The sequence below is a fragment of the Streptomyces sp. NBC_01304 genome, from assembly GCF_035975855.1.
In the GTDB taxonomy this organism is placed as follows: Bacteria; Actinomycetota; Actinomycetes; order Streptomycetales; family Streptomycetaceae; genus Streptomyces.
The window spans coordinates 7,905,582-7,927,042 of record NZ_CP109055.1 but is presented as its reverse complement, the minus strand read 5'-3'; the positions used below and the strand labels follow the sequence as shown (position 1 = coordinate 7,927,042).

Annotated in this window: 19 protein-coding genes and 1 riboswitch; of the genes, 6 read left to right on the top strand and 13 right to left on the bottom strand. The window is 70.2% G+C overall.

The window, feature by feature from the left end; all coding sequences use genetic code 11:
* Positions 1 to 340 precede the first annotated feature (340 nt).
* Positions 341 to 2,146, top strand: a complete 1,806-nt coding sequence (locus OG430_RS35200) for an AMP-dependent synthetase/ligase (protein ID WP_327356691.1) — start codon at positions 341 to 343, stop codon at positions 2,144 to 2,146.
* Between the two features lie 109 nt (positions 2,147 to 2,255).
* Here the strand turns inward: OG430_RS35200 and OG430_RS35195 are convergent, their stop codons facing one another.
* Positions 2,256 to 3,398 (bottom strand): glycosyltransferase family 4 protein, encoded by a 1,143-nt coding sequence (locus OG430_RS35195; protein WP_327356690.1) that lies wholly within the window; start codon positions 3,396 to 3,398, stop codon positions 2,256 to 2,258.
* A gap of 120 nt (positions 3,399 to 3,518) precedes the next feature.
* On the opposite strand from OG430_RS35195, the gene OG430_RS35190 reads away from it, so the two are divergent.
* Positions 3,519 to 4,778 (top strand): glycosyltransferase 87 family protein, encoded by a 1,260-nt coding sequence (locus OG430_RS35190; RefSeq protein ID WP_327356689.1) that lies wholly within the window; start codon positions 3,519 to 3,521, stop codon positions 4,776 to 4,778.
* Here OG430_RS35190 and OG430_RS35185 read toward each other — a convergent pair.
* Positions 4,742 to 6,049, bottom strand: coding sequence for an MATE family efflux transporter (locus tag OG430_RS35185; RefSeq protein ID WP_327356688.1), 1,308 nt, complete (start codon positions 6,047 to 6,049; stop codon positions 4,742 to 4,744). The two genes, OG430_RS35190 and OG430_RS35185, sit on opposite strands and share 37 nt — an antisense overlap.
* Positions 6,050 to 6,149: 100 nt before the next feature.
* Here OG430_RS35185 and OG430_RS35180 point away from each other — a divergent pair, with 100 nt between their 5' ends.
* Positions 6,150 to 6,674 carry a PadR family transcriptional regulator gene (locus tag OG430_RS35180; RefSeq protein WP_327356687.1) on the top strand — a complete coding sequence of 175 codons (525 nt, stop codon included), beginning with the start codon at positions 6,150 to 6,152 and terminating at the stop codon, positions 6,672 to 6,674.
* A 10-nt stretch (positions 6,675 to 6,684) separates the two neighbouring features.
* On the opposite strand, the gene OG430_RS35175 is transcribed toward OG430_RS35180, so the two are convergent.
* The 5 genes from OG430_RS35175 to OG430_RS35155 all read right to left on the bottom strand — a co-directional run bounded on the left by OG430_RS35175 (position 6,685) and on the right by OG430_RS35155 (position 12,361).
* A complete protein-coding gene (locus tag OG430_RS35175) occupies positions 6,685 to 7,902 on the bottom strand; it encodes a hypothetical protein (RefSeq protein ID WP_327356686.1) in 1,218 nt (405 codons plus the stop codon).
* Positions 7,903 to 7,960: 58 nt separating this feature from the next.
* Complete coding sequence (locus tag OG430_RS35170; RefSeq protein ID WP_442816611.1) at positions 7,961 to 9,007, bottom strand: NlpC/P60 family protein; 1,047 nt, start codon at positions 9,005 to 9,007, stop codon at positions 7,961 to 7,963.
* A 259-nt stretch (positions 9,008 to 9,266) separates the two neighbouring features.
* Positions 9,267 to 10,292: a C40 family peptidase gene (locus OG430_RS35165; RefSeq protein ID WP_327356685.1), complete on the bottom strand. Its 1,026-nt coding sequence runs from the start codon at positions 10,290 to 10,292 to the stop codon at positions 9,267 to 9,269.
* 325 nt (positions 10,293 to 10,617) lie between these two features.
* Positions 10,618 to 11,985 (bottom strand): NYN domain-containing protein, encoded by a 1,368-nt coding sequence (locus OG430_RS35160; RefSeq protein ID WP_327359358.1) that lies wholly within the window; start codon positions 11,983 to 11,985, stop codon positions 10,618 to 10,620.
* Positions 11,986 to 12,121: 136 nt separating this feature from the next.
* Positions 12,122 to 12,361, bottom strand: a complete 240-nt coding sequence (locus OG430_RS35155; RefSeq protein WP_327356684.1) for a hypothetical protein — start codon at positions 12,359 to 12,361, stop codon at positions 12,122 to 12,124.
* Positions 12,362 to 12,543: 182 nt separating this feature from the next.
* Here OG430_RS35155 and OG430_RS35150 point away from each other — a divergent pair, with 182 nt between their 5' ends.
* Both OG430_RS35150 and OG430_RS35145 read left to right on the top strand, forming a co-directional pair.
* Positions 12,544 to 13,242, top strand: a complete 699-nt coding sequence (locus tag OG430_RS35150; protein WP_327356683.1) for a rhomboid family intramembrane serine protease — start codon at positions 12,544 to 12,546, stop codon at positions 13,240 to 13,242.
* The gene (locus tag OG430_RS35145; RefSeq protein ID WP_327356682.1) at positions 13,239 to 13,520 is read left to right on the top strand and encodes an Lrp/AsnC family transcriptional regulator; all 282 of its coding nucleotides are present in this window, start codon (positions 13,239 to 13,241) and stop codon (positions 13,518 to 13,520) included. Before OG430_RS35150 ends, OG430_RS35145 begins: the two co-directional genes overlap by 4 nt.
* A gap of 71 nt (positions 13,521 to 13,591) precedes the next feature.
* Here the strand turns inward: OG430_RS35145 and OG430_RS35140 are convergent, their stop codons facing one another.
* The 6 genes from OG430_RS35140 to ctaE all read right to left on the bottom strand — a co-directional run bounded on the left by OG430_RS35140 (position 13,592) and on the right by ctaE (position 20,770).
* Positions 13,592 to 14,986, bottom strand: coding sequence for an aminotransferase class V-fold PLP-dependent enzyme (locus OG430_RS35140; RefSeq protein WP_327356681.1), 1,395 nt, complete (start codon positions 14,984 to 14,986; stop codon positions 13,592 to 13,594).
* 175 nt (positions 14,987 to 15,161) lie between these two features.
* Positions 15,162 to 15,279: riboswitch (SAM riboswitch) on the bottom strand.
* 86 nt (positions 15,280 to 15,365) lie between these two features.
* Positions 15,366 to 16,430: an anthranilate phosphoribosyltransferase gene (trpD, locus tag OG430_RS35135; RefSeq protein ID WP_327356680.1), complete on the bottom strand. Its 1,065-nt coding sequence runs from the start codon at positions 16,428 to 16,430 to the stop codon at positions 15,366 to 15,368.
* 146 nt (positions 16,431 to 16,576) lie between these two features.
* Positions 16,577 to 18,208, bottom strand: coding sequence for a cytochrome bc1 complex cytochrome b subunit (qcrB, locus tag OG430_RS35130; protein WP_327356679.1), 1,632 nt, complete (start codon positions 18,206 to 18,208; stop codon positions 16,577 to 16,579).
* The gene (gene qcrA / locus OG430_RS35125) at positions 18,205 to 19,257 is read right to left on the bottom strand and encodes a cytochrome bc1 complex Rieske iron-sulfur subunit (RefSeq protein WP_327356678.1); all 1,053 of its coding nucleotides are present in this window, start codon (positions 19,255 to 19,257) and stop codon (positions 18,205 to 18,207) included. Before qcrA ends, qcrB begins: the two co-directional genes overlap by 4 nt.
* Complete coding sequence (qcrC, locus tag OG430_RS35120; RefSeq protein WP_327356677.1) at positions 19,254 to 20,063, bottom strand: cytochrome bc1 complex diheme cytochrome c subunit; 810 nt, start codon at positions 20,061 to 20,063, stop codon at positions 19,254 to 19,256. The genes qcrA and qcrC overlap by 4 nt, the downstream gene beginning before the upstream one ends.
* Positions 20,064 to 20,149: 86 nt before the next feature.
* Positions 20,150 to 20,770, bottom strand: coding sequence for an aa3-type cytochrome oxidase subunit III (ctaE, locus tag OG430_RS35115; protein WP_327356676.1), 621 nt, complete (start codon positions 20,768 to 20,770; stop codon positions 20,150 to 20,152).
* A gap of 189 nt (positions 20,771 to 20,959) precedes the next feature.
* On the opposite strand from ctaE, the gene OG430_RS35110 reads away from it, so the two are divergent.
* On the top strand, positions 20,960 to 21,361 hold the full coding sequence (locus tag OG430_RS35110; protein ID WP_327356675.1) for a hypothetical protein: 402 nt from the start codon (positions 20,960 to 20,962) through the stop codon (positions 21,359 to 21,361).
* The last annotated feature ends 100 nt before the right edge of the window (positions 21,362 to 21,461 follow it).

The following is a 21,461-nucleotide window of genomic DNA, read 5'->3' as shown; positions in this document are numbered from 1 at the left end:
TGGGTAGATCGCGGCCAGATCCTGCCGGACCTGCGGTTACTTCCGAGTCGCCCAAAGCGTGGATTACTGTGCGTGAAGCAACGCCCGCCCGTCTCCCGCCACCGCCCTCAATCGAAGGCCCTTCGGGCCACCCCTCCCGTTCTTGACGTGTGACGCAGCGAACATCTGGCCCGGCCCCCCTATCGAAGAAGCAGTACCGGTGGGTAACGTCCGAGCAGTCCATAGTGCTCAGCCCTGTTTCGGGAAGCGGTTCAGGGAGCCTGAGTACCTGCCCGATCTTGGACCGCACCGTCGCATCACACAGAGTCGTGGCGCCGGCGCCCTATGAGGAGCAGCAGTCTTGCGCGAGTTCAGCCTTCCGGCCCTGTACGAGGTCCCCGCGGACGGCAATCTGACCGACATCGTCCGCCGCAATGCCGCGCACCACCCGGAAGTGGCCGTGATCGGCCGCAAGGTGAACGGCACTTGGCAGGACGTCTCCGCCAAGGCCTTCCTCGCCGAGGTGCATGCCGCGGCCAAGGGCCTGATCGCCTCCGGTGTCCAGCCGGGCGACCGGATCGGCCTGATGTCCCGCACCCGCTACGAGTGGACGCTGCTCGACTTCGCGATCTGGAGTGCGGGCGCGGTCACGGTTCCGGTGTACGAGACCAGCTCGGCGGAGCAGGTCCAGTGGATCCTCGGCGACTCGGGCGCGGTGGCCTGCCTGGTGGAGCTGGACGCGCACGCCGCGGCGGTCGCCTCGGTGCACGACCGGCTGCCCGCACTGAAGAACGTCTGGCAGATCGAGACGCACGACGGCCCCGGCGCGATCGAGGAGCTGCGGCGCCTCGGCGCGGACGTCGGCGACGAGACGGTCGAGGAGCGCGGCTCCCTCGCGAAGGCCGACGACCCGGCGACGATCGTCTACACCTCGGGCACCACGGGCCGCCCCAAGGGCTGTGTGCTGACCCACCGCAGCTTCTTCGCGGAGTGCGGCAACATCGTGGAGCGCCTGCGCCCGCTGTTCCGTACTGGCGAGTGCTCGGTGCTGCTCTTCCTGCCGCTCGCGCACGTCTTCGGCCGCCTGGTGCAGGTGGCTCCGATGATGGCGCCGATCAAGCTCGGGCACGTACCGGACATCAAGAACCTCACCGATGAACTGGCCTCCTTCCGGCCGACGTTGATCCTCGGTGTGCCGCGCGTCTTCGAGAAGGTCTACAACTCGGCGCGCGCCAAGGCGCAGGCCGACGGCAAGGGCAAGATCTTCGACAAGGCGGCGGACACGGCGATCGCGTACAGCCGCGCGCTCGACACCCCCTCGGGCCCGTCCTTCGGCCTGAAGCTCAAGTACAAGACGTTCGACAAGCTCGTCTACAGCAAGCTGCGCGCGGTGCTCGGCGGCCGTGGCGAGTACGCGATCTCCGGTGGTGCGCCGCTGGGTGAGCGGCTCGGGCACTTCTTCCGCGGCATCGGCTTCACCGTCCTGGAGGGCTACGGCCTGACCGAGTCCTGTGCGGCCACGGCGTTCAACCCGTGGGACCGGCAGAAGATCGGCACGGTCGGGCAGCCGCTGCCCGGCTCCGTGGTGCGGATCGCCGACGACGGCGAGGTGCTGCTGCACGGCGAGCACCTGTTCAAGGGCTACTGGAACAACGAGGCGGCGACGGCGGAAGCGCTGGCCGACGGCTGGTTCCACACCGGGGACATCGGCACGCTCGACGAGGACGGCTACCTCGCGATCACCGGCCGCAAGAAGGAGATCATCGTCACCGCCGGCGGCAAGAACGTCGCCCCCGCGGTGATCGAGGACCGCATCCGCGCGCACGCGCTGGTCGCCGAGTGCATGGTGGTCGGCGACGGACGGCCGTTCGTCGGCGCCCTGGTCACCCTGGACGAGGAGTTCCTGGAGCGCTGGGCCGCCGAGCACGGCAAGTCGGGGACCACGGCGGTCGAGCTGCGCGACGACCCGGAGCTGCTTGCCACCGTCCAGAGCGCGATCGACGACGGGAACGCCGCGGTGTCCAAGGCGGAGTCGGTACGCAAATTCCGCATCCTGGCCTCGCAGTTCACGGAGGAGTCCGGCCACCTCACACCGTCTCTGAAGCTCAAGCGGAATGTGGTGGCGAAGGATTACGCGGATGAGGTCGAGGCGCTCTACCGCGGCTGATCCCCCGATACCGAGGCTGATCCCCCAGTACCGAGGCTGAACGCAGTAAGGGGCTCACGCCATTGGCGTGAGCCCCTTACGCATGGCTGAGGCAGCGCCTCGCACAGGGCTAAAGCAGCTCCTTCAAGCGCTCGGCCAGCAGATCCCAGCGCCACTTCTCCTCGACCCACTCCCGGCCCCGCTCCCCCATCCGCTTGCGCAGCTCCGGGTCCCCCAGCAGGGCCACGATCCGCTCCGCGGACTCCTCGGGGTGTCCGCCGCGCACCACCCAGCCGGTCTCCCCGTCGAGCACCGCGTCCGGCGCCCCGCCCGAGTCACCGGCGACCACGGGCAGCCCGGTCGCGGACGCCTCCAGGTAGACGATGCCGAGCCCCTCGACGTCGAGCCCGCCACGGCGCGTACGGCAGGGCATGGCGAAGACGTCACCGGCGCCGTAGTGCGCGGGCAGCTCCGCCCAGGGCACCGACCCGGTGAAGCGGACCGAGTCGGCGACTCCCGTCTCGGCGGCCAGCTTGCGCAGGTCGTTCTCGTACGGCCCGCCGCCGACGATCAAGAGCACCGCGTCCGGCACCTCGGCAAGGATCGCCGGCATCGCCTCGATCAACGTGTCCTGCCCCTTGCGCGGCACAAGGCGGGACACACACACCACCACGGGCCGGTCGCTGAGCCCGAGCCGCTCCCGCACCTCGGCGCCGCCCGACCCCGGGTGGAAGGTCTTCTCGTCCACGCCGGGCGGCAGTTGGGCCATCCGCGCGGCAGCCTCAGGGCTGAGTGCCGAGGCGATCCGGGACCGCGTGTACTCGCCGAGATAGGTGATGGTGTCGGTCGACTCGCCGATCCGGCGCAGGAGTTGCCGGGCCGCGGGCAGCTGCGCCCAGCCCGCCTCGTGCCCGTGCGTGGTGGCGACGAGCCGCGTCGCGCCCGCCTTGCGCAGCGCGGGCGCCATCAGGCCGAGCGGCGCGGCCGCCCCGAACCACACCGACGTACAGCCGTGTTCCTTGAGCAGCCCCACGGCCCGACGCGTGACACGGGGCGTCGGAAGCAGCATGGTCGTGCGGTCGCGCACGACGGTGAAGGGCTGCTCCGCGTCGAAGGCACGGGTCGCCTCGACGCCCTCGCGGCTGCGCTTCCAGGTGGAGGCGTAGACGACGAACTGCTCGGGGTCCAGGCGCAGCGCCATGTTGTGCAGGAAGGCCTGGATGCCGCCGGGGCGGGGCGGGAAGTCGTTGGTCACGATCAGGGTCTTGTGCATCGCCACCGACAGTACCGGGCGGCAGCGGACGGCACCCAACGGCCGCGCCTCACGCCGACGCCGAGGGGTCCCCGGCATCATGACGTCCGCCAAGCGCGTACTAATCGGACGAGGTAACTCATGGCGGGCGCAAGGGGCGTAAGGCTCGATACAGCGGACAGCGGGATCCTCGCGACGTGGGTCGCCACCAGAGCCCTGTTGCTGCTCTGCGTCTTCAAGGTGTTCACGCTCCCGGGCCCGGACGTCACCAGCGATGTCGAGGTCATCTACCAGGGCTGGTTCGAGATCCTGCGCACAGGAACGTTCCCGCTCGACGACGTCACCTGGCAGTACCCGCCGGCGGCCGCGCTCGCCGTGCTCGCCCCGGGCGCGCTGCCGTTCCTCGCCTACACGTCCGCCTTCTTCGTCCTCACCCTCCTGTGCGACGCCGCCGTCCTCGGCTTCCTCCGGTACGCGGGCGGGCGCCCCGGCAAGCAGCGGACGGGCGCCTGGGTCTGGGTCGGGGGCGTGCCGCTGCTCGGGCCGACGGCCTATGCGCGGTACGACCTGCTGGTCACGGCGGTCGCGGTCCTGGGCCTGCTCGCGGGCGCCCGCCGGGCCCGCACGATGGGGGCGCTCGCGGGGTTCGGGGCGCTGCTCAAGATGTGGCCGGTGCTGCTCCTGATCGGCACGCCACAGGGGCGGGCCACGCGCCGGTCCTGGGTGGTGGCGGCCGCGACGGCGGGTGGCCTGCTCGTCGCCTTCACGGCGGCGATGCCGGGGGCGCTCGCCTTCCTGGACTTCCAGCGGGACCGGGGCACCGAGGTCGAGTCCCTGGGCGCCCTGGTGTTCCACGTCGCGCGGCACTTCGGCTGGCAGGGCTGGATGCAGCTCAACTACGGCTCGGTGGAATTCCTCGGCCCGTACGTCCCGTTGGTGAGCGCCCTCGCCCAGGGCCTTTCGGTGCTCGCCTTCGGCTGGCTGCTGCTGTGGCGGCTCAGGGCGCGGGCGTGGGCGCCGAGCACGCCGTGCGACGCGGCGTTCGCGGCGGTGCTGCTGTTCACCGCCACGAGCCGGGTGATCAGCCCGCAGTACCTGCTGTGGCTGGTGGGGCTCGCGGCGGTGTGCCTGACGTTCCGGGCCGGGCGGATGACGCGGCCGGCGGTCCTGGTCCTGGGTGCCACCGCGGTGACGTTCCTGGAGTTCCCGCTCTTCTTCTCGCACGTGGCGGTCAGCGATCCGCTGGGCGTCACGCTTCTGCTCGTACGCAACGGGCTCCTGGCCGCCGCGGCCCTGATCGCCTGCCGCACCCTGTGGCGGCAGACGGTCACCGAGCCGCGCCTGAGCGAGCGCCGGGTGCCCGCTCAGGCCGCCCGGGACAGCGCCCTGCTCGGCTCCTGACGCGGGACGCGCCGCAGCAGGAGCCCCAGTGCGGCGCACTGGACGGCCATCGCGAGCGCCATCGCCAGGCACACCCCGGGCAGCCCGAGCCCCGACAGGGCGTACGCGAGCGGGAGTTGGAGCACCGCCCCGAGCACGGTGATCCGCAGCAGCGCCGGACCCCTGCCGCTGCCCTCGAAGACGCCGCCGAGCGCGATGAAGCAGGACAGCAGGATCAGGTACGGGCCCAGGCAGCGCAGGAACACCGCCCCCGCCCCGGCCACTTCGGGCGCCGCCCCGAAGGCCCGCAGCACCACGGGCGCGCCCACCAGTAGCAGCCCCGCCGCTCCGACACCCAGCGCGCCGGACACCGTCAGGACCTGTCGCCCGATGGCCCGCCGCTCGTCGCGGCCGGCCCCGAGTGTGTGCGCGGTGTGGAGGGACGCCGCCTGCCGCACCGCGTAGAACGCCATCGTGGCGACGTACATCGCCTTGGTCGCGATCCCGTACGCGGCCAAGGACGTGGCCCCGAGCCGCCCCACGACCCCGACCAGCGCGAGCGTCGCCGCCATCCGCACCAGGAAGTCGGCCCCCAGCAGCAGCCCGGTCCGCAGCGTCCGGCGCGCCGCCGCGAAGCCCCCGCGCCCCACCCGCAGCAGCCCCCGCCTGCGCAGCACCAGGATCCCCGCGCACAGCGCCACCGCCCGGCCGATCACGGTGGCGAGGGCCGCGCCCCGGATGCCGTACGCCTGGATCAGCAGCGGATCGAGCACCAGGATCAGCCCGTTGGCCAGGAACGCGAGCCGCATCGGCGTCCGGGTGTCGCCCGCCCCCTTGAGCACGCCGTCGAGCTGGATCTGCGCGAAGTACACGGCCATGCCCGGCAGCGAGATCGCGAAGTACCCGGCCACGAGCGCCACTTCGGGCCCCGCCGATCCCCCGAGCACGAGCCGGGCGAGCGGCTCCCGCACCAGGAACCCGCCGCAGGCCACGACCGGCGCGAGCACGCCGCACAGCACCCAGCCGCCGCGCACCGCCGAGCGCAGCGCCCCGGGATCGCCCGCCCCGCGCGCCCGCGCGACCAGCACGGTCGTGCCCGAGGCGGCGATCAGGGCCACCCCGAGCAGCAGGTTCTCCACGTTCGTCGCGACCGCCACCGCGGCGACGGACGGGCCGCCGAGCCGGGCCACCCAGACCATGTTGATGATCCCGGCGGCGACCCCCGCGAGGAGCTCGAAGTAGACCGGATACGCCAGCGCGACAAGCCGCTTGCGGTGCTCGGCACCTGTCATGACTCCCCCTCGTCACCCGATACCTCGATTCGAGGTACCACGAACAGAGGTATCATGCCGGTACGCCGCCGACAAGGCCGAGAAGAGGGAGGCGCGACGAGTGCTGGAGCTGACGATCCTGGGCTTCCTGTACGAACACCCCCTGCACGGATACGAGTTGAAGGCCCGCATCCAAGGCCTCAGCGGCCACGTCCGCCCGGTCAGCGACGGCGCCCTCTACCCGGCCCTGACCCGCCTGGTGAAGGCGGGCAAGCTCGACCAGCGCACCGAGCCGGGCACCGGCGCGGCGCCCCGCCGCATCCTCTCCCTCACCGATGCCGGCAGGGCCGCCCTCCTCGACCACCTGCGCCACCCCAAGGACGCCGACATCACCGACGGCCAGCGCTTCTTCACGCTGCTCGCCTTCCTCGGCCACCTCCCGTCACGGGCCGAGCAGGCCGCGGTCCTGCGCCGCCGCCAGGAGTTCCTGAACGCGCCGGCCAGCTTCTTCTACGAGGAGGGCAGGCCGGTACGCGCCGAGGACGAGCCCGACCTCTTCCGGCAGGGCATGCTGCGGATCGCCAGAGCGACCGGGAACGCCGAGAAGAAGTGGCTCACCGAAGCGATCGCCACGCTGGAATCCTGAGACCCGGGCCTCAGCCGATCCCCGACCCCAACTCCGCCCGCAGATAGGCCTGCCAGCGCGCCCGGAACTTCTCCGGCGACGTCTTCAGCACGTCCCGCAGCGCACCCTCGACCGCGCCCGCCCGCCGCTTGTGCCCGCCGACCGCCCGGTAGAAGTCGATCAACTGCCGCTCGCCCCACTGCTCGGCGATCATCCGGCAGGCCAGCCAGCCGCCCTCGTAGGCCTGCGCGAGCTTCCCCGCGTCCCCGGCGAACCCGAAGTCGTCGTCCCCCGGCAGCGCGTCCGGTGCCTCCCCGCGCTGCACCGCGCGCCGCAGCTCGGGCGCCGCCTGCACGGCCGTGCGGCCCGAACCCCGGTAGCCCACCCAGTCCGCGAAGCCCTCCGAGAGCCACAGCGGCGTCGCGGCGGAGGTCGCGGCCCGGGTCGCCACATGGGTCGTCTCATGGGTGAGCACGACCTGCTTGCCGAAGTCGCCGAGCACGTCGTACGCGTCCGGGTTGACGATGATCCGGTCCGCGGGGGCCTTGTTCGAACCGCCCGCCTCCCCCGTGGTCACCGCGGCGATGCCCTGGTAACTCGCGGCCGACGCCCCGAGCAGCCCCGCCATCCCGTCCACCGAACCGGGCACGAGCACCACCACGCGCCGCGCCCAGTCCGGCCCCCAGGCGTCCTGCACGGCGGGCACCGCACGGTCGGCCAGATCCGCATAGCCGCGCAGCTGCTCCGCGGAACGGCCGACGCCGAGGACGAGGCTGCGTTCACCGCGTACCGCCGTCACCTCGCCCTGCTCCCACAGCTGCTGCGTGGCCTTGTCGGCGGGGCGCTCGGCGGCCACGTACCAGCGGCCGCCACGGCGCTCCAGATCGAGGGTGCGCGACGCGACGACGGGGGCACGGTCGTAGCCGTCGAGGCGGTAGCGGAGCTGGACCGCGGCCGTCGCCCTGGTGCCCTTACGCGTCAGGTGGTCCAGCTGGTAGTCCCACGAACTCAGCGGGACCTGCTCGAGGTTCTCGAAGGCCTCGTCGCGGCGGGCCAGGGGTCCCGAGTCGGTGGCCCGGTAGGCCGCCCCGTCCCGGTCGAGCACCGCGTCGGCGCGCCGGTCGAGCAGCCGCTGGACGGCGGTGGAATCGCGGTCCGGGGGCTTCTCGGCGGAACAGGAGGTGCCGAGCAGCAGGACGCTCAGACAGAGCCCTGCTGCTCCTGCACGCACCCGCCACCGGCCAGACATGTGCTCGATCGTACGAGGTCCGGGCCGGGGTTCGACCCGATCGGCGGGGGACTCGCGATCAGACGCGGGTGACCGAGGAGATCGGCATCATGCCCACCGGGTCGTAGCGCACCGGCGCCCCGGGGTAGGGCGCGTGGACCACTTGGCCGTTGCCCATGTACATCCCGATGTGGCTGGCGTCGTCGCGGTACGCCACGAGGTCGCCGGGCTGCGCCTCGGAGAGGGACACCTGCTGCCCGGCGTACCGCTGCGCCTGCGAGGTGCGCGGCAGGCCGACGCCCGCCTGGCCGTAGGCCCACTGGGTCAGGCCCGAACAGTCGAAGCCGGAGGGCCCGCTCGCGCCCCACACGTAGGGCCGCCCGACCGCCTGCCGCGCCGCGGCGATGGCCGCCGCGGCCCGCGCCGAGGAGGGCACTCCGCCGATCGCGGGCATGTCAGGGCGGCCGGAGCGCGAGGCCCGGTCGTAGGCCGCGCGGGCCTCGGAGGGCAGCGAGTTGAGCAGCCGCTGGGCCTCGGCGAGCTTGCGCTCCACGGACCGCTTCTGGGTCGCGACCATGGTGCGGGACCGCTCCAGCTCGGCGAGCTTGCGGGTCGCCTCGGCGCGCTCCTGGTCGAGCATGCGCTGGGCCTGCTGCAGACCGGCCAGTTCACCGGCGTGCCGGGAGCTGATCCGGTCCAGGGTCGAGGCCTTGGCCAGGTAGCTGTCCGGGTTCTCGGAGAGCATCAGGGCGAGCGTCGGGTCGATGCCGCCCGAGCGGTACTGGGCCCCGGCGAGCGAACCGAGCGCGCCCCGCATGGTGTTGAGGCGCTCCTGCCCGCGGGCCACGCTGTCCTTGGCCGCGGAGACCTGGCGGCGCAGCTGGTCGGCGCGCTCGTCGGCCTTGTTGTACGTCTCGGTCGCGCGCTCCGCCTGCTCGTAGAGCCGGTCCACCTTGGACCGGGTCTCGGACGCGGTGTCACCCGGGTCCGCGGTGGCCGGTGCGGCGCCGAGCGCGGCCGCGGCGGTGGCCGCCGCGGCGGACAGGACGGTGACGCGGGTGCTCCGGTCGGATCCGATGAGGCCGATCAGACCGGCGGACTGCGAAGGACGGCGATGGGACGCCACGGGCAGCCGCTCCCTTCCGCTGACAGGTCCCCCGACAGCTCGGGGGAATCAGCGGCAGACAGTAGCCGTACGACTACGAGGCGACCAAAGACCCCGGCATGCGTACAAACGGCCGCCCCGCCGTCGACGCAGGTCGGCAGCGGCCCCGGGGGTCAGCACACGATCCTCGAATTCGCCCGTTCGGAGGGCATGTTGACGGGCATACGAAACCCCCTCGACGGGGAAGCCGAGGGGGTTCGTACGCACTCCGGTGGGTCCGTCAGACGCGGACGCCGAACTGGAACGGCATGTTGTTGATCGACTCATAGCGCACGCTGGCACCGGGCTTGGGGGCGTGCAGCACCTGGCCGTTGCCCGCGTAGAGGCCGACGTGGTGCAGGTCGCCGTAGAAGAGCACCAGGTCGCCGACCTGGAGTTGGCTCTGCGATATGCGGGTGCCGTAGTTGGCCTGGGCCTGCGAGGTCCGCGGTATGGAGGCGCCGGCCTGGCCGTACGCCCACGAGGTGAGGCCGGAGCAGTCGAAGGAGCCGGGGCCGGTGGCGCCGTAGACGTACGGCGTACCTATCTTGCTCTGGGCAGCGGCGAAGGCGTCACCCGCGACACCCTTGCCCGTGCCCACCTTGCCGAGGTCGGCCCGGTCGCCCGCGTCGCGGCTTGCGCGGTCCTCGGCGGCGGCCATGGCCGCGCGCTCCTTGGCGGTCAGGGTGTTGAGCAGCTTCTGCGCCTCGGCGAGCTTGCCCTGGACTTCCTTCTTCTTGTCGCCCAGTTCCTTGCGGGTGTCCTCGAGGTCCTTGAGCTTGTCCGCGGCCTCGGCGCGCTGCTGTGCGAGCGTGCGCTGCTTGGACTGGATCTTCTTCAGGGACTCGGCCTGCTTGCCCGTCAGCTGGTCGAGCGAGGAGGCCTTGTCGAGGAAGGTGTCCGGGTCCGAGGAGAGGAAGAGCTGCACGGAGGGGTCGATGCCGCCGGTCCGGTACTGGGCGCTGGCCAGCGAACCGATGCTGTCGCGCAGGGTGTTGAGCTCGTCCTGGCCGCGGGCGACCTTGTCCTGCAGGTTGCCGACCTGGTCCTCGAGCTTGTCCTGCTGCTCCTTGGCCCCGTTGTACTTCTCGGTGGCCTGCTCCGCCTCTTCGTAGAGCTTGTCGACCTTCGCCTTCACTTCCTTCTTGGAAGGCTTCGGGTCCGCGTGCGCGGCCTGCGAGGTGAGGGCCACGGCAGCGGCGGCAGTCGCGGTGAGCACGGTCACGCGGGTGCGGCTCGGCTGCTTCGGTCGACGGTGGGACGCCACGAAGGCGGCTCCTTCTTCCTCGGCCGCCTACCGAGCCCCGGTCTGCTGAGCTGGTGGGCGGGACCCTCGCCGCCACCCCTAATGGGTGATCAACCGAGCGAAGGTTCGAGCCCAGACATTAGTGACCGAGTTGTGATCGTTCAAATCTCGGCGGGAAAAATCTCGCCGCCGGGCGCATCTTTTACCAACAACGCACAGGCCGTGATGACCACTTGACGCTACGTCGCGTGAAGGTCTCGCGAAATCGGGCATACCGCCCAGGAGTTGACTACTTGCCCATTAGCGTCACGGAAGCTACCTGATCAGCCGCGCGTGAGCCGCTTGATCAGCCGCGCGTGAGCCGCTTCAGGAGCACGGCGGACGCCACCGGTCGCGCCCCCGCCTTCGCGATCCCGTCGGCGACCTCGCGGTCGGTCGAGACGACCGTGACGGGCCGGCCCGGCGGCTCGGCGCGGACCAGCTGACGGATCAACTCGTCGGCCGTGACACCCGCCTTGGAGAACAGCACCCGCACCCCGCGCGGCGGGGCGAGCAGCACCGGGGCGGCCAGCTCCGCGCCGTCGAAGACACAGGTGACCTCGGCGCCCGTCTGGGCCGCGAGGGCGGACAGCGAGCCGAGCAGGCGCAGCCGCTGCTTCTCCAACGGCATGGTCGGATAACCGGTCTTGGTGACGTTGTAGCCGTCCACGACGAGATGGGCCTGCGGCAGCGCGAGCAGCTGGTCCAGGATCGCCGGGTCGTTCTCGGACAGGGCGCGGGCCGCGATGTCCTTGGGGCTCATCCGCCCCGGCTCGACCGCGTCCACCGTCTCGGCGGGCCGCACCGACACAGGCGGCAGGGCGAGTTCGCGGCGCAGCCCCTGGGCCGACTCGAGCACCGTGTCGAGCAGCAGCCGGACCCGCATGTCCTCGATCGAGCGGCCCTCGCGCACCGCCTTGCGGCTGGCCTCGAGCGCCGCCTCGGCCTCGCTGAGGCGGGCCTTGAGCCGTCGTGTCTCGCTGTCGGCGGCCGACAGCTGGGTCTGGCTCTCGGCGCGCACGGCCTCGACCTCGGCGAGGGCCTTCCGGGCGGCCGCCTCGCCGCGCTTGGCGTCGCTGAGGGCCCCGCGCAGCTTGCGGTGAAGCGATTCGGCTTCCTTCTTCACCGACTCCAGCTCCGCGCGCAGCCGTTCGGTCTCGGTACGGGTCTGACCGCGCGCCTCGGCCAGTTCGGCGCGCAGCCGCTCCAGCTCGACCTTGGTCTCCTCGCCGACCCGCTCGGCGTCGGCACGCTGAGCCTCCTCGCCCGCGGCGGTCACGAGCTTGACCCAGCCGGCCGGGCGCAGCACATAGGCCGCGGCCGCCACATCGAGCGGATCCGCGGCCGGCGGCGGCGCACCGGAGTCGAGGGCCCCGGTCAGCTCCGACTGGGCCGCTCTGAGGCGTTCGCCGATGCGCTGACGGAAGAGCGGGTCGGTCTCCAGGGCCGCCGCCATGGCGTTGCCGGCGAACTTCAGGCGCCTGGTGGGGGTGAACCGTGCGTACTGGCGCAGCTGCGCGGGCAGTTCGGACACCGTCAGCCCGCCGAAGCCGTCCGAGACGATCTGCACGACCCGGCGGCGTACGCCTTCGGGCAGCGGGCGGTCGAGTGCCTCGGCCGCGTCGGACGCCTCGTGCGCCTCTGCGACCTCGGACGCCTCCGCGGCATCGGACACCTCTGCGGCGCCAGGGGCCGCTACGGCATCGCGCGTCCCGGCGGAGCCGTCGGCCGCACCGGCGGCCGGCTCACCGCTGCCACCTTGTGGAACCGCCTCCACAATCGGTCACCCCTTGCTGTGCGGGCCGGCTCCCTCAGGAGCCCGCGCCCGGCCTGTCCACGAGTTCCACCTGGTCCATGGCGTTGCACCAGCGGCAGCGCACCGACTCGATGGTCTCACTGACCACCTCGCGCTCCTCGACCTTCGGGTCTCCGGCCAGGTCGAGATGGACGTACTCCACCACCTTGGAGGACCGCGTCACGTCGAAACGCGTGAGATTGCCACACAGCGTGCAGCGCCACCGGGTCTCGGCGGTCGGCAGGGGAACCGTCATGGTCGCAGTGCGCCTTTCTCGTATTCCGTACCCGCTGTGTCGCGTATTCCGTACCCGCTGTATATCGGGTTTCCAGCGCTGGTACTCCCCGTAACCCTACGGCCTGCCGAAGCGCCTCATGGACGCCACCGGCACGGCGAGGCGGTCTATACGGATGGGTCCCGTTACGTCAGGATCTGTTCATGATCGATAAGCCGCGCCCCCTGGTGACGTACGGCCTGATCGTCCTGTGCTGTGCCGCCTTCCTGCTCTCCCCCGCCGCCGGCTTCAACCCCGTGTACGGCACGGGCGAGCACCTCGTGGCCGCCCAGCGCGCCTACTTCGAGCGCTGGGGCGTGATCCCCGCCGAACTGCTCGCCGGCTCACCGCGCGCGGCCCTCACCCCGGTCACCGCCCTGTTCGTGCACGGCAGCTGGCTGCATCTGCTCGGCAACATGCTCTTTCTGTACGTCTTCGGGGCGATGACCGAGCAGCGCATGGGCCACGTCGAATTCGCCCTCTTCTACCTGGGCTGCGGCGCGCTGGCCCTTCTGGTGTACGCCATCGCCAACGCGGACTCCGAACAGACCCTGGTCGGCGCCTCGGGCGCGATCTCGGCGGTGCTCGGCGCGTTCCTCTACCTCTTCCCGAAGGCCCGCGTCACGAGCCTGTTCCCCTTCCTCTTCTTTCTGCCGCTGCGCTTTCCCGCGTGGCTGGTGCTGCCCTTCTGGGTCGCCCTGCAGTGGCTGGCGGCGCAGCGGGCCACGAGCGGCCCGGGTGTCGCCTATCTGGCCCACCTGGCGGGCTTCTCGCTCGGCTTCCTCTACGCATGGGGGCGGTATCTGCGTACGGCTAAAGTGAAAGTCCAAGGGACGGCCACCGAGGGAGACAGCCAGCCGTGATCACCGCGATCGTGCTCATCAAGACCAGCGTCGACCGGATCCCGGAGATCGCCGAGTCGATCTCCTCGCTGGAAAGCGTCAGCGAGGTGTTCTCCGTGACCGGTACGTACGACCTGATCGCCATGGTCCGCGTCACGGCCCACGACGACCTGGCGGACGTCATCCCGGGTCAGATCAGCAAGATCCCCGGCGTCCAGGCCACGGACACCCATGTCTCGTTCCGGACCTACTCGCAGCACGACCTGGAGGCCGCGTTCGCGATCGGCCTCGACTCCTGACCTCTGCGCACTGATGCCCCAACGAGTCGTACTCGTTGGGGCATCCGTGCGTTGAGGCCGGTTCGGGTCCGTCAGGCGGAGGTGTCCGGGACGCAACGGCCGTCCTCGGTGCGGTAGTTCCAGCGGGCGCCGTCGCGGACGAGCTCACCGACGGCGCGCACGAAACGCTCGACGTGCTCGTCGGGGGTGCCCGCGCCGAAGCTCACGCGGATCGCGTTCAGCGACTTCTCGCCGGGCGCGGCCTCCGGGGCGCCGCACTCGCCCTGCTCCTGCGGGTCGCTGCCGAGCAGGGTGCGCACCAGCGGGTGGGCGCAGAACAGGCCGTCGCGTACGCCGATGCCGTACTCCGCGGAGAGCGCGGCAGCGAAGTGCGAGCTGTTCCAGCCCTCGACGACGAAGGAGATGACGCCGACGCGCGGCGCGTCGTCGCCGAAGAGCGAGAGCACCTTGACCTCGGGCACCTCGGCGAGCCCCGCCCGGACCTTCGCGATGAGCTGCTGCTCGCGCGCCACGAGCGAGTCGAAGCCGGCCTCGGTGAGGGCCTTGCAGGCGGAGGCGATGGAGTACGCGCCGATGACGTTCGGCGAACCGGCCTCGTGGCGGGCCGCGGTGGTGTGCCACTCGACGTCCACGCCGCCGTCGGTGCGGCGCGCCACGGCCTTGGAGGCGCCGCCGCCCGCGAGGTACGGCTCGGCCTCCTGCAGCCAGTCGGCACGGCCCGCGAGGACGCCGGAGCCGAAGGGCGCGTAGATCTTGTGGCCGGAGAAGGCGACCCAGTCGACGTCCAACTCGCTTACCGAGACCGGGTGGTGGGGCGCGAGCTGCGCGGCGTCGAGCACGATCCGGGCGCCGTGCGCGTGCGCGGCGGCGGCCAGTTCCTTGACGGGCCACAGCTCGCCGGTGACGTTCGAGGCGCCGGTGACGCACACGAGCGCCGGGCCGTACGGGTCGCGGTCGGCGAGCGCGCGCTCCAACGTCTCGACGGCCTGCTGCGGGGTGCGCGGCGCGTTCAGGTAGGTGACGCGGGCGTCCTGCCAGGGCAGCAGCGAGGCGTGGTGCTCGGTCTCGAAGACGAAGACCTGGCAGTCGGCGGGCAGCGCGGCGGCGAGCAGGTTGAGCGAGTCGGTGGTGGAGCGGGTGAAGACGAGCTGGTCGCCGGGGCGGCAGCCGAGGAACTCCTCGATCGTCTTGCGGGCGTTCTCGAAGAGGTCGGTGGAGAGCTGCGAGAGGTAGCCGGCGCCGCGGTGCACGCTGCCGTAGTAGGGCGCGTACGCCGCCACGTCGTCCCACACCCGCTGCAGGGCCGGCGCGCTGGCCGCGTAGTCGAGCGCCGCGTAGGTCACTTCGCCGCCGGTGACAAGCGGGACGGTGACATCGCGGCCGAGGACCGCGAGCGGCTCGCCACAGGCGGGCTCCGCGGAGTCGACGCAGGCGGCAGCGGAGGTGGCAGAGGTGGAAACAGACATGGCGAACTCCCGTGTGAGGCAGGCGAATTCGCTGCACCGGGGGCTGCGGAGCCACGCGCCGGCGCAGGAACTGAAGAGAGAAAAGGGTGTGCGGAAAAGGGGCTTTGAAAGCCCTATCGCATTCGCTTGCTCACGAGACTGCTCCCTTGAGGACCAGGACCCCAGGGTGTGCAGGGGTCCGCGCTTGCCGCAGACCTCGCTGCCTACGGCCTGGTCTTCACCCGGGGCACCCCGCCACGGACGGAGGGTTGCCGGACAGCGGGCCGGGGCCTTAACCGCTGTCACTCATGACCTGTGCAGCATCTTGCCAGAAGATCTTGCACGCGCAAGGCGCAGTCCATAATCCGGACTGCGCCCTGCGTCACACGGTGCTGAGGTTTCAGGCGTTGCTGGCCGCCACCCACCGGTCCAGCGCCCGCTTGGCAGCCCCCGAGTCGATGGCCTCGGCGGCCTTGGCGATACCGGCCCTGATCTGCTCGGCCAGCGGCGCGTCGGTCGGCGCCAGGGCGACGAGCGCCGCCGCCGAGTTGAGCAGCACCGCCTCACGCACCGGCCCGGTCTCCCCCGCGAGCAACCGCCGGGCCACGTCCGCGTTGTACGAGGCGTCCGCGCCCCGAAGCGCGTCCACGGGCACGATGTCGAGCCCCACGTCCCGCGGGTCGAAGGCCTCCTCGCGCACCGCCCCGTCCCGCACGACCCATACCCGCGACGTCGCGGTCGTGGTCAGCTCGTCCAGGCCGTCGTCGCCGCGGAACACCAGCGCGCTGGAGCCGCGTTCGGCGAGCACTCCGGCGACGATGGGCGCCATCCGGGCGTCGGCGACGCCGGTCGCCTGCGCCTTGACGCGGGCCGGATTGGTCAGCGGGCCGAGGAAGTTGAAGGTCGTCCGGATCCCCAACTCCTTGCGGGCCGCGGCCACATGACGCAGCGCGGGGTGGAACTTCACCGCGAAGCAGAAGGTGATCCCGGCTTCCTCTGCGACCTCGGCGACGCGCTGCGGGGTGAGCTCCAGATTGACGCCGAGCTTCTCCAGGACGTCGGAGGCACCGCTCGCGCTGGAGGCCGCGCGGTTGCCGTGCTTGACGACCTTGGCTCCGGTGCCGGCCACGACGATCGCGGACATGGTGGAGATGTTGACGGTCTTGGCGCCGTCCCCGCCGGTGCCGACGATGTCGACGCTCGGCCCGGGCACCTCGATGGTCCGGGCGTGCGCGTACATGGTGCGTACGAGACCGGAAATCTCCTGCACCGTCTCGCCCTTGGCCCTGAGCGCCACCGCGAACCCGGCGATCTGGGCGTCGGTCGCCTCGCCGCGCATGATGCGGTCCATCGCCCAGGCGGTGTCGTCGGCGCTCTGGTCCCGGCCGTCGAGCAGGCCGTTGAGTACGTCGGGCCAGGTACGGCCCGCCGCGTGGTCGCCTCCAGCGGGGGTCGCAGCGCTCATGGCAGCTCCTGGTCTCGTACGGCATGAAGTGTCCCGCTCAGCCTAGCCGCGCCCGGCGACAGCAAAGGGCCCCGTCCAACGAATGGACGGGGCCCCGAGCTGTGGCGAACAGGTACTGCGGGTGACGCAGGTGCTGCTAGCGGCGATCAGTGGTGGCCGTGGCCACTGGTGATCTCCTTGTACTCCTCGGTGGTGGGCTTGGGGATCTGGTTGTCCTCCCCGTAGTAGCCCTGCGAGAGCTTGGCACGCAGCTTCTCCGTGCCCTTCACCTTGCGCTCGACACCGTTCTCGTCGACCGTCGGGCCGATCTCGACCGGCTTGTACTGCTCGTGCGCCGTGAGGGTGTGCAGCTTCTCCGCGTCGAGCGGCTCGTGCACCTCGATGAACTCACCGTGCGGCAGGCGCTTGATGATGCCGGACTCGCGTCCGTGCAGCACCTTGTCCTTGTCGCGCCGCTGCAGACCCATGCAGATCCGCTTGGTGGCGATGAACGCGATGACCGGTCCGACGAAGAAGAAGATCCGGACGAACCAGGTGATCGAGTTCAGCGACAGGTGGAAGTGCGTGGCCCAGAGGTCGTTTCCACCACCGACGAGCATGATCATGTACGCCGTGATCCAGGCGACGCCGAACGCGGTACGCGTCGGGGCGTTGCGCGGACGGTCCAGGATGTGGTGCTCGCGCTTGTCCCCGGTGACCCAGGACTCGATGAACGGGTAGACCGCGAGCGCGACCAGGACCAGCGGGAAGATCGCCAGCGGGATCATCACGCCAAGGACCAGCGTGTGGCCCCAGGCGTTGATCTCCCAGCCCGGCATCACACGGATCAGGCCTTCGGCGAAGCCCATGTACCAGTCGGGCTGGGCGCCGGTGGACACCTGGTCCGGGCGGTACGGGCCGAGCGCCCAGATCGGGTTGATCGAGGCGATCGCCGCGATGACCGCGATGACACCGAAGACCAGGAAGAAGAAGCCTCCGGCCTTGGCCATGTAGACGGGGAGCAGCGGCATGCCGACGACGTTCTTGTTCGACTTGCCGGGGCCCGCGAACTGCGTGTGCTTGTGGTAGAAGACCAGGATCAGGTGCGCCACCAGCAGGCCGAGCATGATGCCCGGCAGCAGCAGGATGTGGACCGAGTAGAACCGGGCCACGAAGTCGCCGCCCGGGAACTCTCCGCCGAACAGGAACATCGACAGGTACGTACCCACGACGGGCACGGACAGGATCGCGCCCTGCATGAAGCGGACACCGGTGCCGGAGAGCAGGTCGTCCGGGAGCGAGTAACCGGTGAAGCCGGTGAACATGCCGAGGACGAACAGCAGGAAGCCGAACAGCCAGTTGATCTCACGCGGCTTGCGGAACGCGCCCGTGAAGAACACGCGCATCATGTGCACGAACATGCCCGCGAGGAAGATCAGCGCCGCCCAGTGGTGGATCTGCCGGATCAGCAGACCACCGCGCACATCGAAGGAGATGTGCATGGTCGAGTTGAACGCCTCGGACATCAGCTGTCCCTGCAGCGGGACGTAGCTGCCGTGGTACTCCACCTCGTTCATCGACGGGTGGAAGAACAGCGTCAGATACACACCCGTGAGGATGATGATGATGAAGCTGTAGAGGCAGATCTCGCCCAGCATGAAGGACCAGTGGTCCGGGAAGATCTTGCGCATGTTGGCCTTGGCCAGGCCGTAGATGCCGAGCCGGCCGTCCGCCCAGTCGGCCACGCGCTCGCCGGCTGGTGCTTTGCGCTTGCTGTTCTCGTTCTCGTTGGTGCTCATCCGCGCTCCCAGAAGGCAGGACCGACGGGCTCTTCGAAGTCGCCGTGCGCCTCGAGGTAGCCCTCCTCGTTCACGCCGATCTTCAGCTGCGGAAGAGCGTGACCGGCGGGGCCGAAGATGACTCGGGCGCCGTCGGAGAGGTCGAAGGTGGACTGGTGGCACGGGCAGAGGACGTGGTGCGTCTGCTGCTCGTACAGGGAGATCGGGCAGCCCACGTGGGTGCAGATCTTGGAGTACGCGACGATGCCCTCGTGCGACCACTCGAGCTCGCGCTTGTCCTTGATGTCCTCCGGCTGAATGCGGACGATCATCAGGGCGGCCTTGGCGATCTGCGTCTGGAAGTCGTGGTCGTGCTCCGACATGCCCTCGGGCATGGCGAACGTCAGCGAACCGACCGCGACGTCGGACGGGCGAAGCGGCTCATTCGTGTTCATGTTCATGAGCATCTTGCCCTTGGCCCAACGGGTGTGCCGGAGCTTGTCCTCCGGCAGCGGGCCCAGGTCGCGCAGCAGGACGACGGCGGAGAGCGGCAGCAGGGCCATCGCTCCGAACATCGTGTTGCGGATCAGCTTGCGCCGGCCGAAGCCGGACTCCTCGGCACCCGCCTTGAAGTCGGCCATGACCTTGGCCTTGACCTCGGGCTCGGCCGCGATCGCGTGCCGCTCGTCGGTCATCTCCACGTCGGACATCAGGGTGCGGGCCCAGTGGACCGCGCCCGCGCCGATGCAGAACAGCGCGATGCCCAGGGTCAGACCCAGGAAGAAGTTCAGCGCGCTGATGTGACCGATCGGCCACACGTAGATGATCTTGTCTACCGGGAAGGCCACGTAGCTGGCGATGAAGCCAACGGTGGCCAGCATGGACAGCGTGAACAGGAACGCGACCGTGCGCTCGGAGCGCTTGGCGGCCTGCTCGTCGATGTCCTGGATACGGTGCTCGTGGGGCGGCAGCCCGGGGTCGGCGAACGGGTTCTCCGCGCGCTTCTCCAGGTCGTGCGCCTGGTCCTGCTCGCTCGGCAGGTTCTCTTCTGGAATGTCTTGGCTACTCATGACTTCTTGGCCTTTGCGGTCCGAGCGGCTACCCACACGGCTACTGCGATCAGCGTGCCGAGACCGAAGATCCAGGCGAACAGACCCTCACTGACGGGCCCGAGGCCACCCAGCTTCAGCCCGCCCTGACTCGCGGTCTTCTCGCCATTGACCGCGTCAAGGTACGCGATGATGTCCCGCTTCTCCTTCTCCGGCATCGTCGTGTCGGGGAAGGACGGCATGTTCTGCGGGCCCGTCTGCATGGCCTCGTAGATGTGCTTGGGGTCCACACCCTCGAGGCTGGGCGCGAACTTGCCGTTCGTCAGCGCGCCACCTTCACCGGTGAAGTTGTGGCACTGCGCGCAGTTGCTGCGGAACAGCTCGCCACCCTTGCCGATGTCGGCGCCGTCGGGGCTGTACTGCTTCTCCTCGGGAACGGCCGGACCGGCACCGAGCGACGCGATGTACGCCGCGAGCTGGTCGATCTGGGCCTGCGAGTAGATGTTCTTCTTCTTCGGCACCTGGGCGCCGGGCTGCTGGGCCGGCATCCGGCCGGTGGCAACCTGGAAGTCGACGGCGGCTGCGCCGACGCCTGCCAGGCTCGGGCCGTCACTGGTTCCCTGACCACCGGTGCCGTGGCAGCTGGCGCAGCCGACGGCGAAGAGCTTCTTGCCCTCGTCGATGGCAAGGGACTGGGAAGTTTCTTCGGCCTGCGCCTTGTCCGCCGGCGCGAACGCGGCGTACAGCCCCCCGGTGGCCGCCAGCGCGAGGAGTAGGACGACGACCGCCGCCAGCGGATGGCGTCGTCGTGCGGAGAGCTTTTTCACGGATTACCCCGGTGTCAGGATCTTCTGCGTCGATGCTTCTGGACTGTGTTCGGAACGATTGCCCGGTGTCCGGGCGGACGGCCCGATTACTTGATCATGTAGATCGTGGCGAAGAGGCCGATCCAGACGACATCGACGAAGTGCCAGTAGTAGGACACGACGATGGCGGCAGTTGCCTGGTCATGGGTGAACCTCTTGGCCGCGTATGTCCTGCCGAGAACCAGCAGGAAGGCGATCAGACCGCCCGTCACATGCAAGCCGTGGAAGCCGGTCGTCAGATAGAACACCGAGCCGTACGGGTCGGACGAGAGCGAGAGACCCTCGTGCTTGACCAGCTCGGTGTACTCGAAGACCTGACCTCCGATGAAGATCGAACCCATGATGAAGGTCACGATGAACCACATCCGGAGCTTCTTCACGTCCCCGCGCTCGGCGGCGAAGACGCCGAGCTGGCAGGTGAGCGAGGAGAGCACCAGGATCGTGGTGTTCGTCGCCGAGAACGGGAAGTTCAGGCTCGAGGCCATTTCCTTCCAGTGATCGGGACCCGTAACCGATCGCAGGGTGAAGTACATCGCGAAGAGGGCCGCGAAGAACATCAGCTCGGAGCTCAACCAGATGATGGTTCCGACGCTGGTGAGGTTCGGTCGATTGACCGACGGGTGCGCGTGACCCTTGTCTACTGTCATTGCTGTCGCCACGACCGACATTATGTCGGTCGCTTATCCCGCCCTCACTCCGGGGGGTGCCGTTCGGAGTGTTCGTGCCCCATGTCCAGCCCGGATGGCCCATCGAAGGCCTGTCCATACCGGTGTTGACGGGGTGTCGGACGGAGTAGCATCCGGCCAGCGGTTCAAGACCCAGCACGCCCCGATAGACAGCGCAGTCACGGAGGAACCATGCAGCCGACCGCCACGGTCCTGGTCTACAGCGACGACGCCAACACCCGCGAGCAGGTACGGCTTGCGACGGGGCGCAGGCCGGCCGCGGACGTCCCCCAGGTCGAGTTCATCGAGTGCGCGACTCCGGCGGCGGTGTTCAAGGAACTCGACCAGGGCGGCATCGACGTCTGCGTACTGGACGGCGAGGCCGTGCCCATGGGCGGCATGGGCGTGTGCCGGCAGCTCAAGGACGAGATCTTCCAGGCCCCGCCGGTGCTGCTGCTCATCGGGCGCCCGCAGGACGCCTGGCTGGCCACCTGGAGCCGCGCCGAGGCCGCGGTGACGCTGCCCGTCGAGCCCGTGGAGTTCGCGGCCGCGCTCGCCGCTCTGCTGCGCAGCAGGCTGTCCGTGGAGGCCTGAGCCCCCAGCCGCCCGCGTACCGGACTCACCGAAGTCCTTTGGGATGTTGACCACACCTCTGAGCCCGTACCGCCTCCTCGGCGCGTACGGGCTCAGTGGC

Coding starts and splice junctions, on each gene's coding strand:
- OG430_RS35175 (WP_327356686.1), bottom strand. CDS start 7,902: ATGTCTGGCCGGTGGCGGGTGCGTGCAGGAGCAGCAGGGCTCTGTCTG.
- OG430_RS35110 (WP_327356675.1), top strand. CDS start 20,960: ATGCAGCCGACCGCCACGGTCCTGGTCTACAGCGACGACGCCAACACC.
- ctaE (WP_327356676.1), bottom strand. CDS start 20,770: ATGTCGGTCGTGGCGACAGCAATGACAGTAGACAAGGGTCACGCGCAC.
- trpD (WP_327356680.1), bottom strand. CDS start 16,430: ATGAGCGCTGCGACCCCCGCTGGAGGCGACCACGCGGCGGGCCGTACC.
- OG430_RS35190 (WP_327356689.1), top strand. CDS start 3,519: ATGGCGGGCGCAAGGGGCGTAAGGCTCGATACAGCGGACAGCGGGATC.
- OG430_RS35185 (WP_327356688.1), bottom strand. CDS start 6,049: ATGACAGGTGCCGAGCACCGCAAGCGGCTTGTCGCGCTGGCGTATCCG.
- qcrA (WP_327356678.1), bottom strand. CDS start 19,257: ATGAGTAGCCAAGACATTCCAGAAGAGAACCTGCCGAGCGAGCAGGAC.
- OG430_RS35195 (WP_327356690.1), bottom strand. CDS start 3,398: ATGCACAAGACCCTGATCGTGACCAACGACTTCCCGCCCCGCCCCGGC.
- qcrB (WP_327356679.1), bottom strand. CDS start 18,208: ATGAGCACCAACGAGAACGAGAACAGCAAGCGCAAAGCACCAGCCGGC.
- OG430_RS35140 (WP_327356681.1), bottom strand. CDS start 14,986: ATGTCTGTTTCCACCTCTGCCACCTCCGCTGCCGCCTGCGTCGACTCC.
- OG430_RS35155 (WP_327356684.1), bottom strand. CDS start 12,361: ATGACGGTTCCCCTGCCGACCGCCGAGACCCGGTGGCGCTGCACGCTG.
- OG430_RS35150 (WP_327356683.1), top strand. CDS start 12,544: ATGATCGATAAGCCGCGCCCCCTGGTGACGTACGGCCTGATCGTCCTG.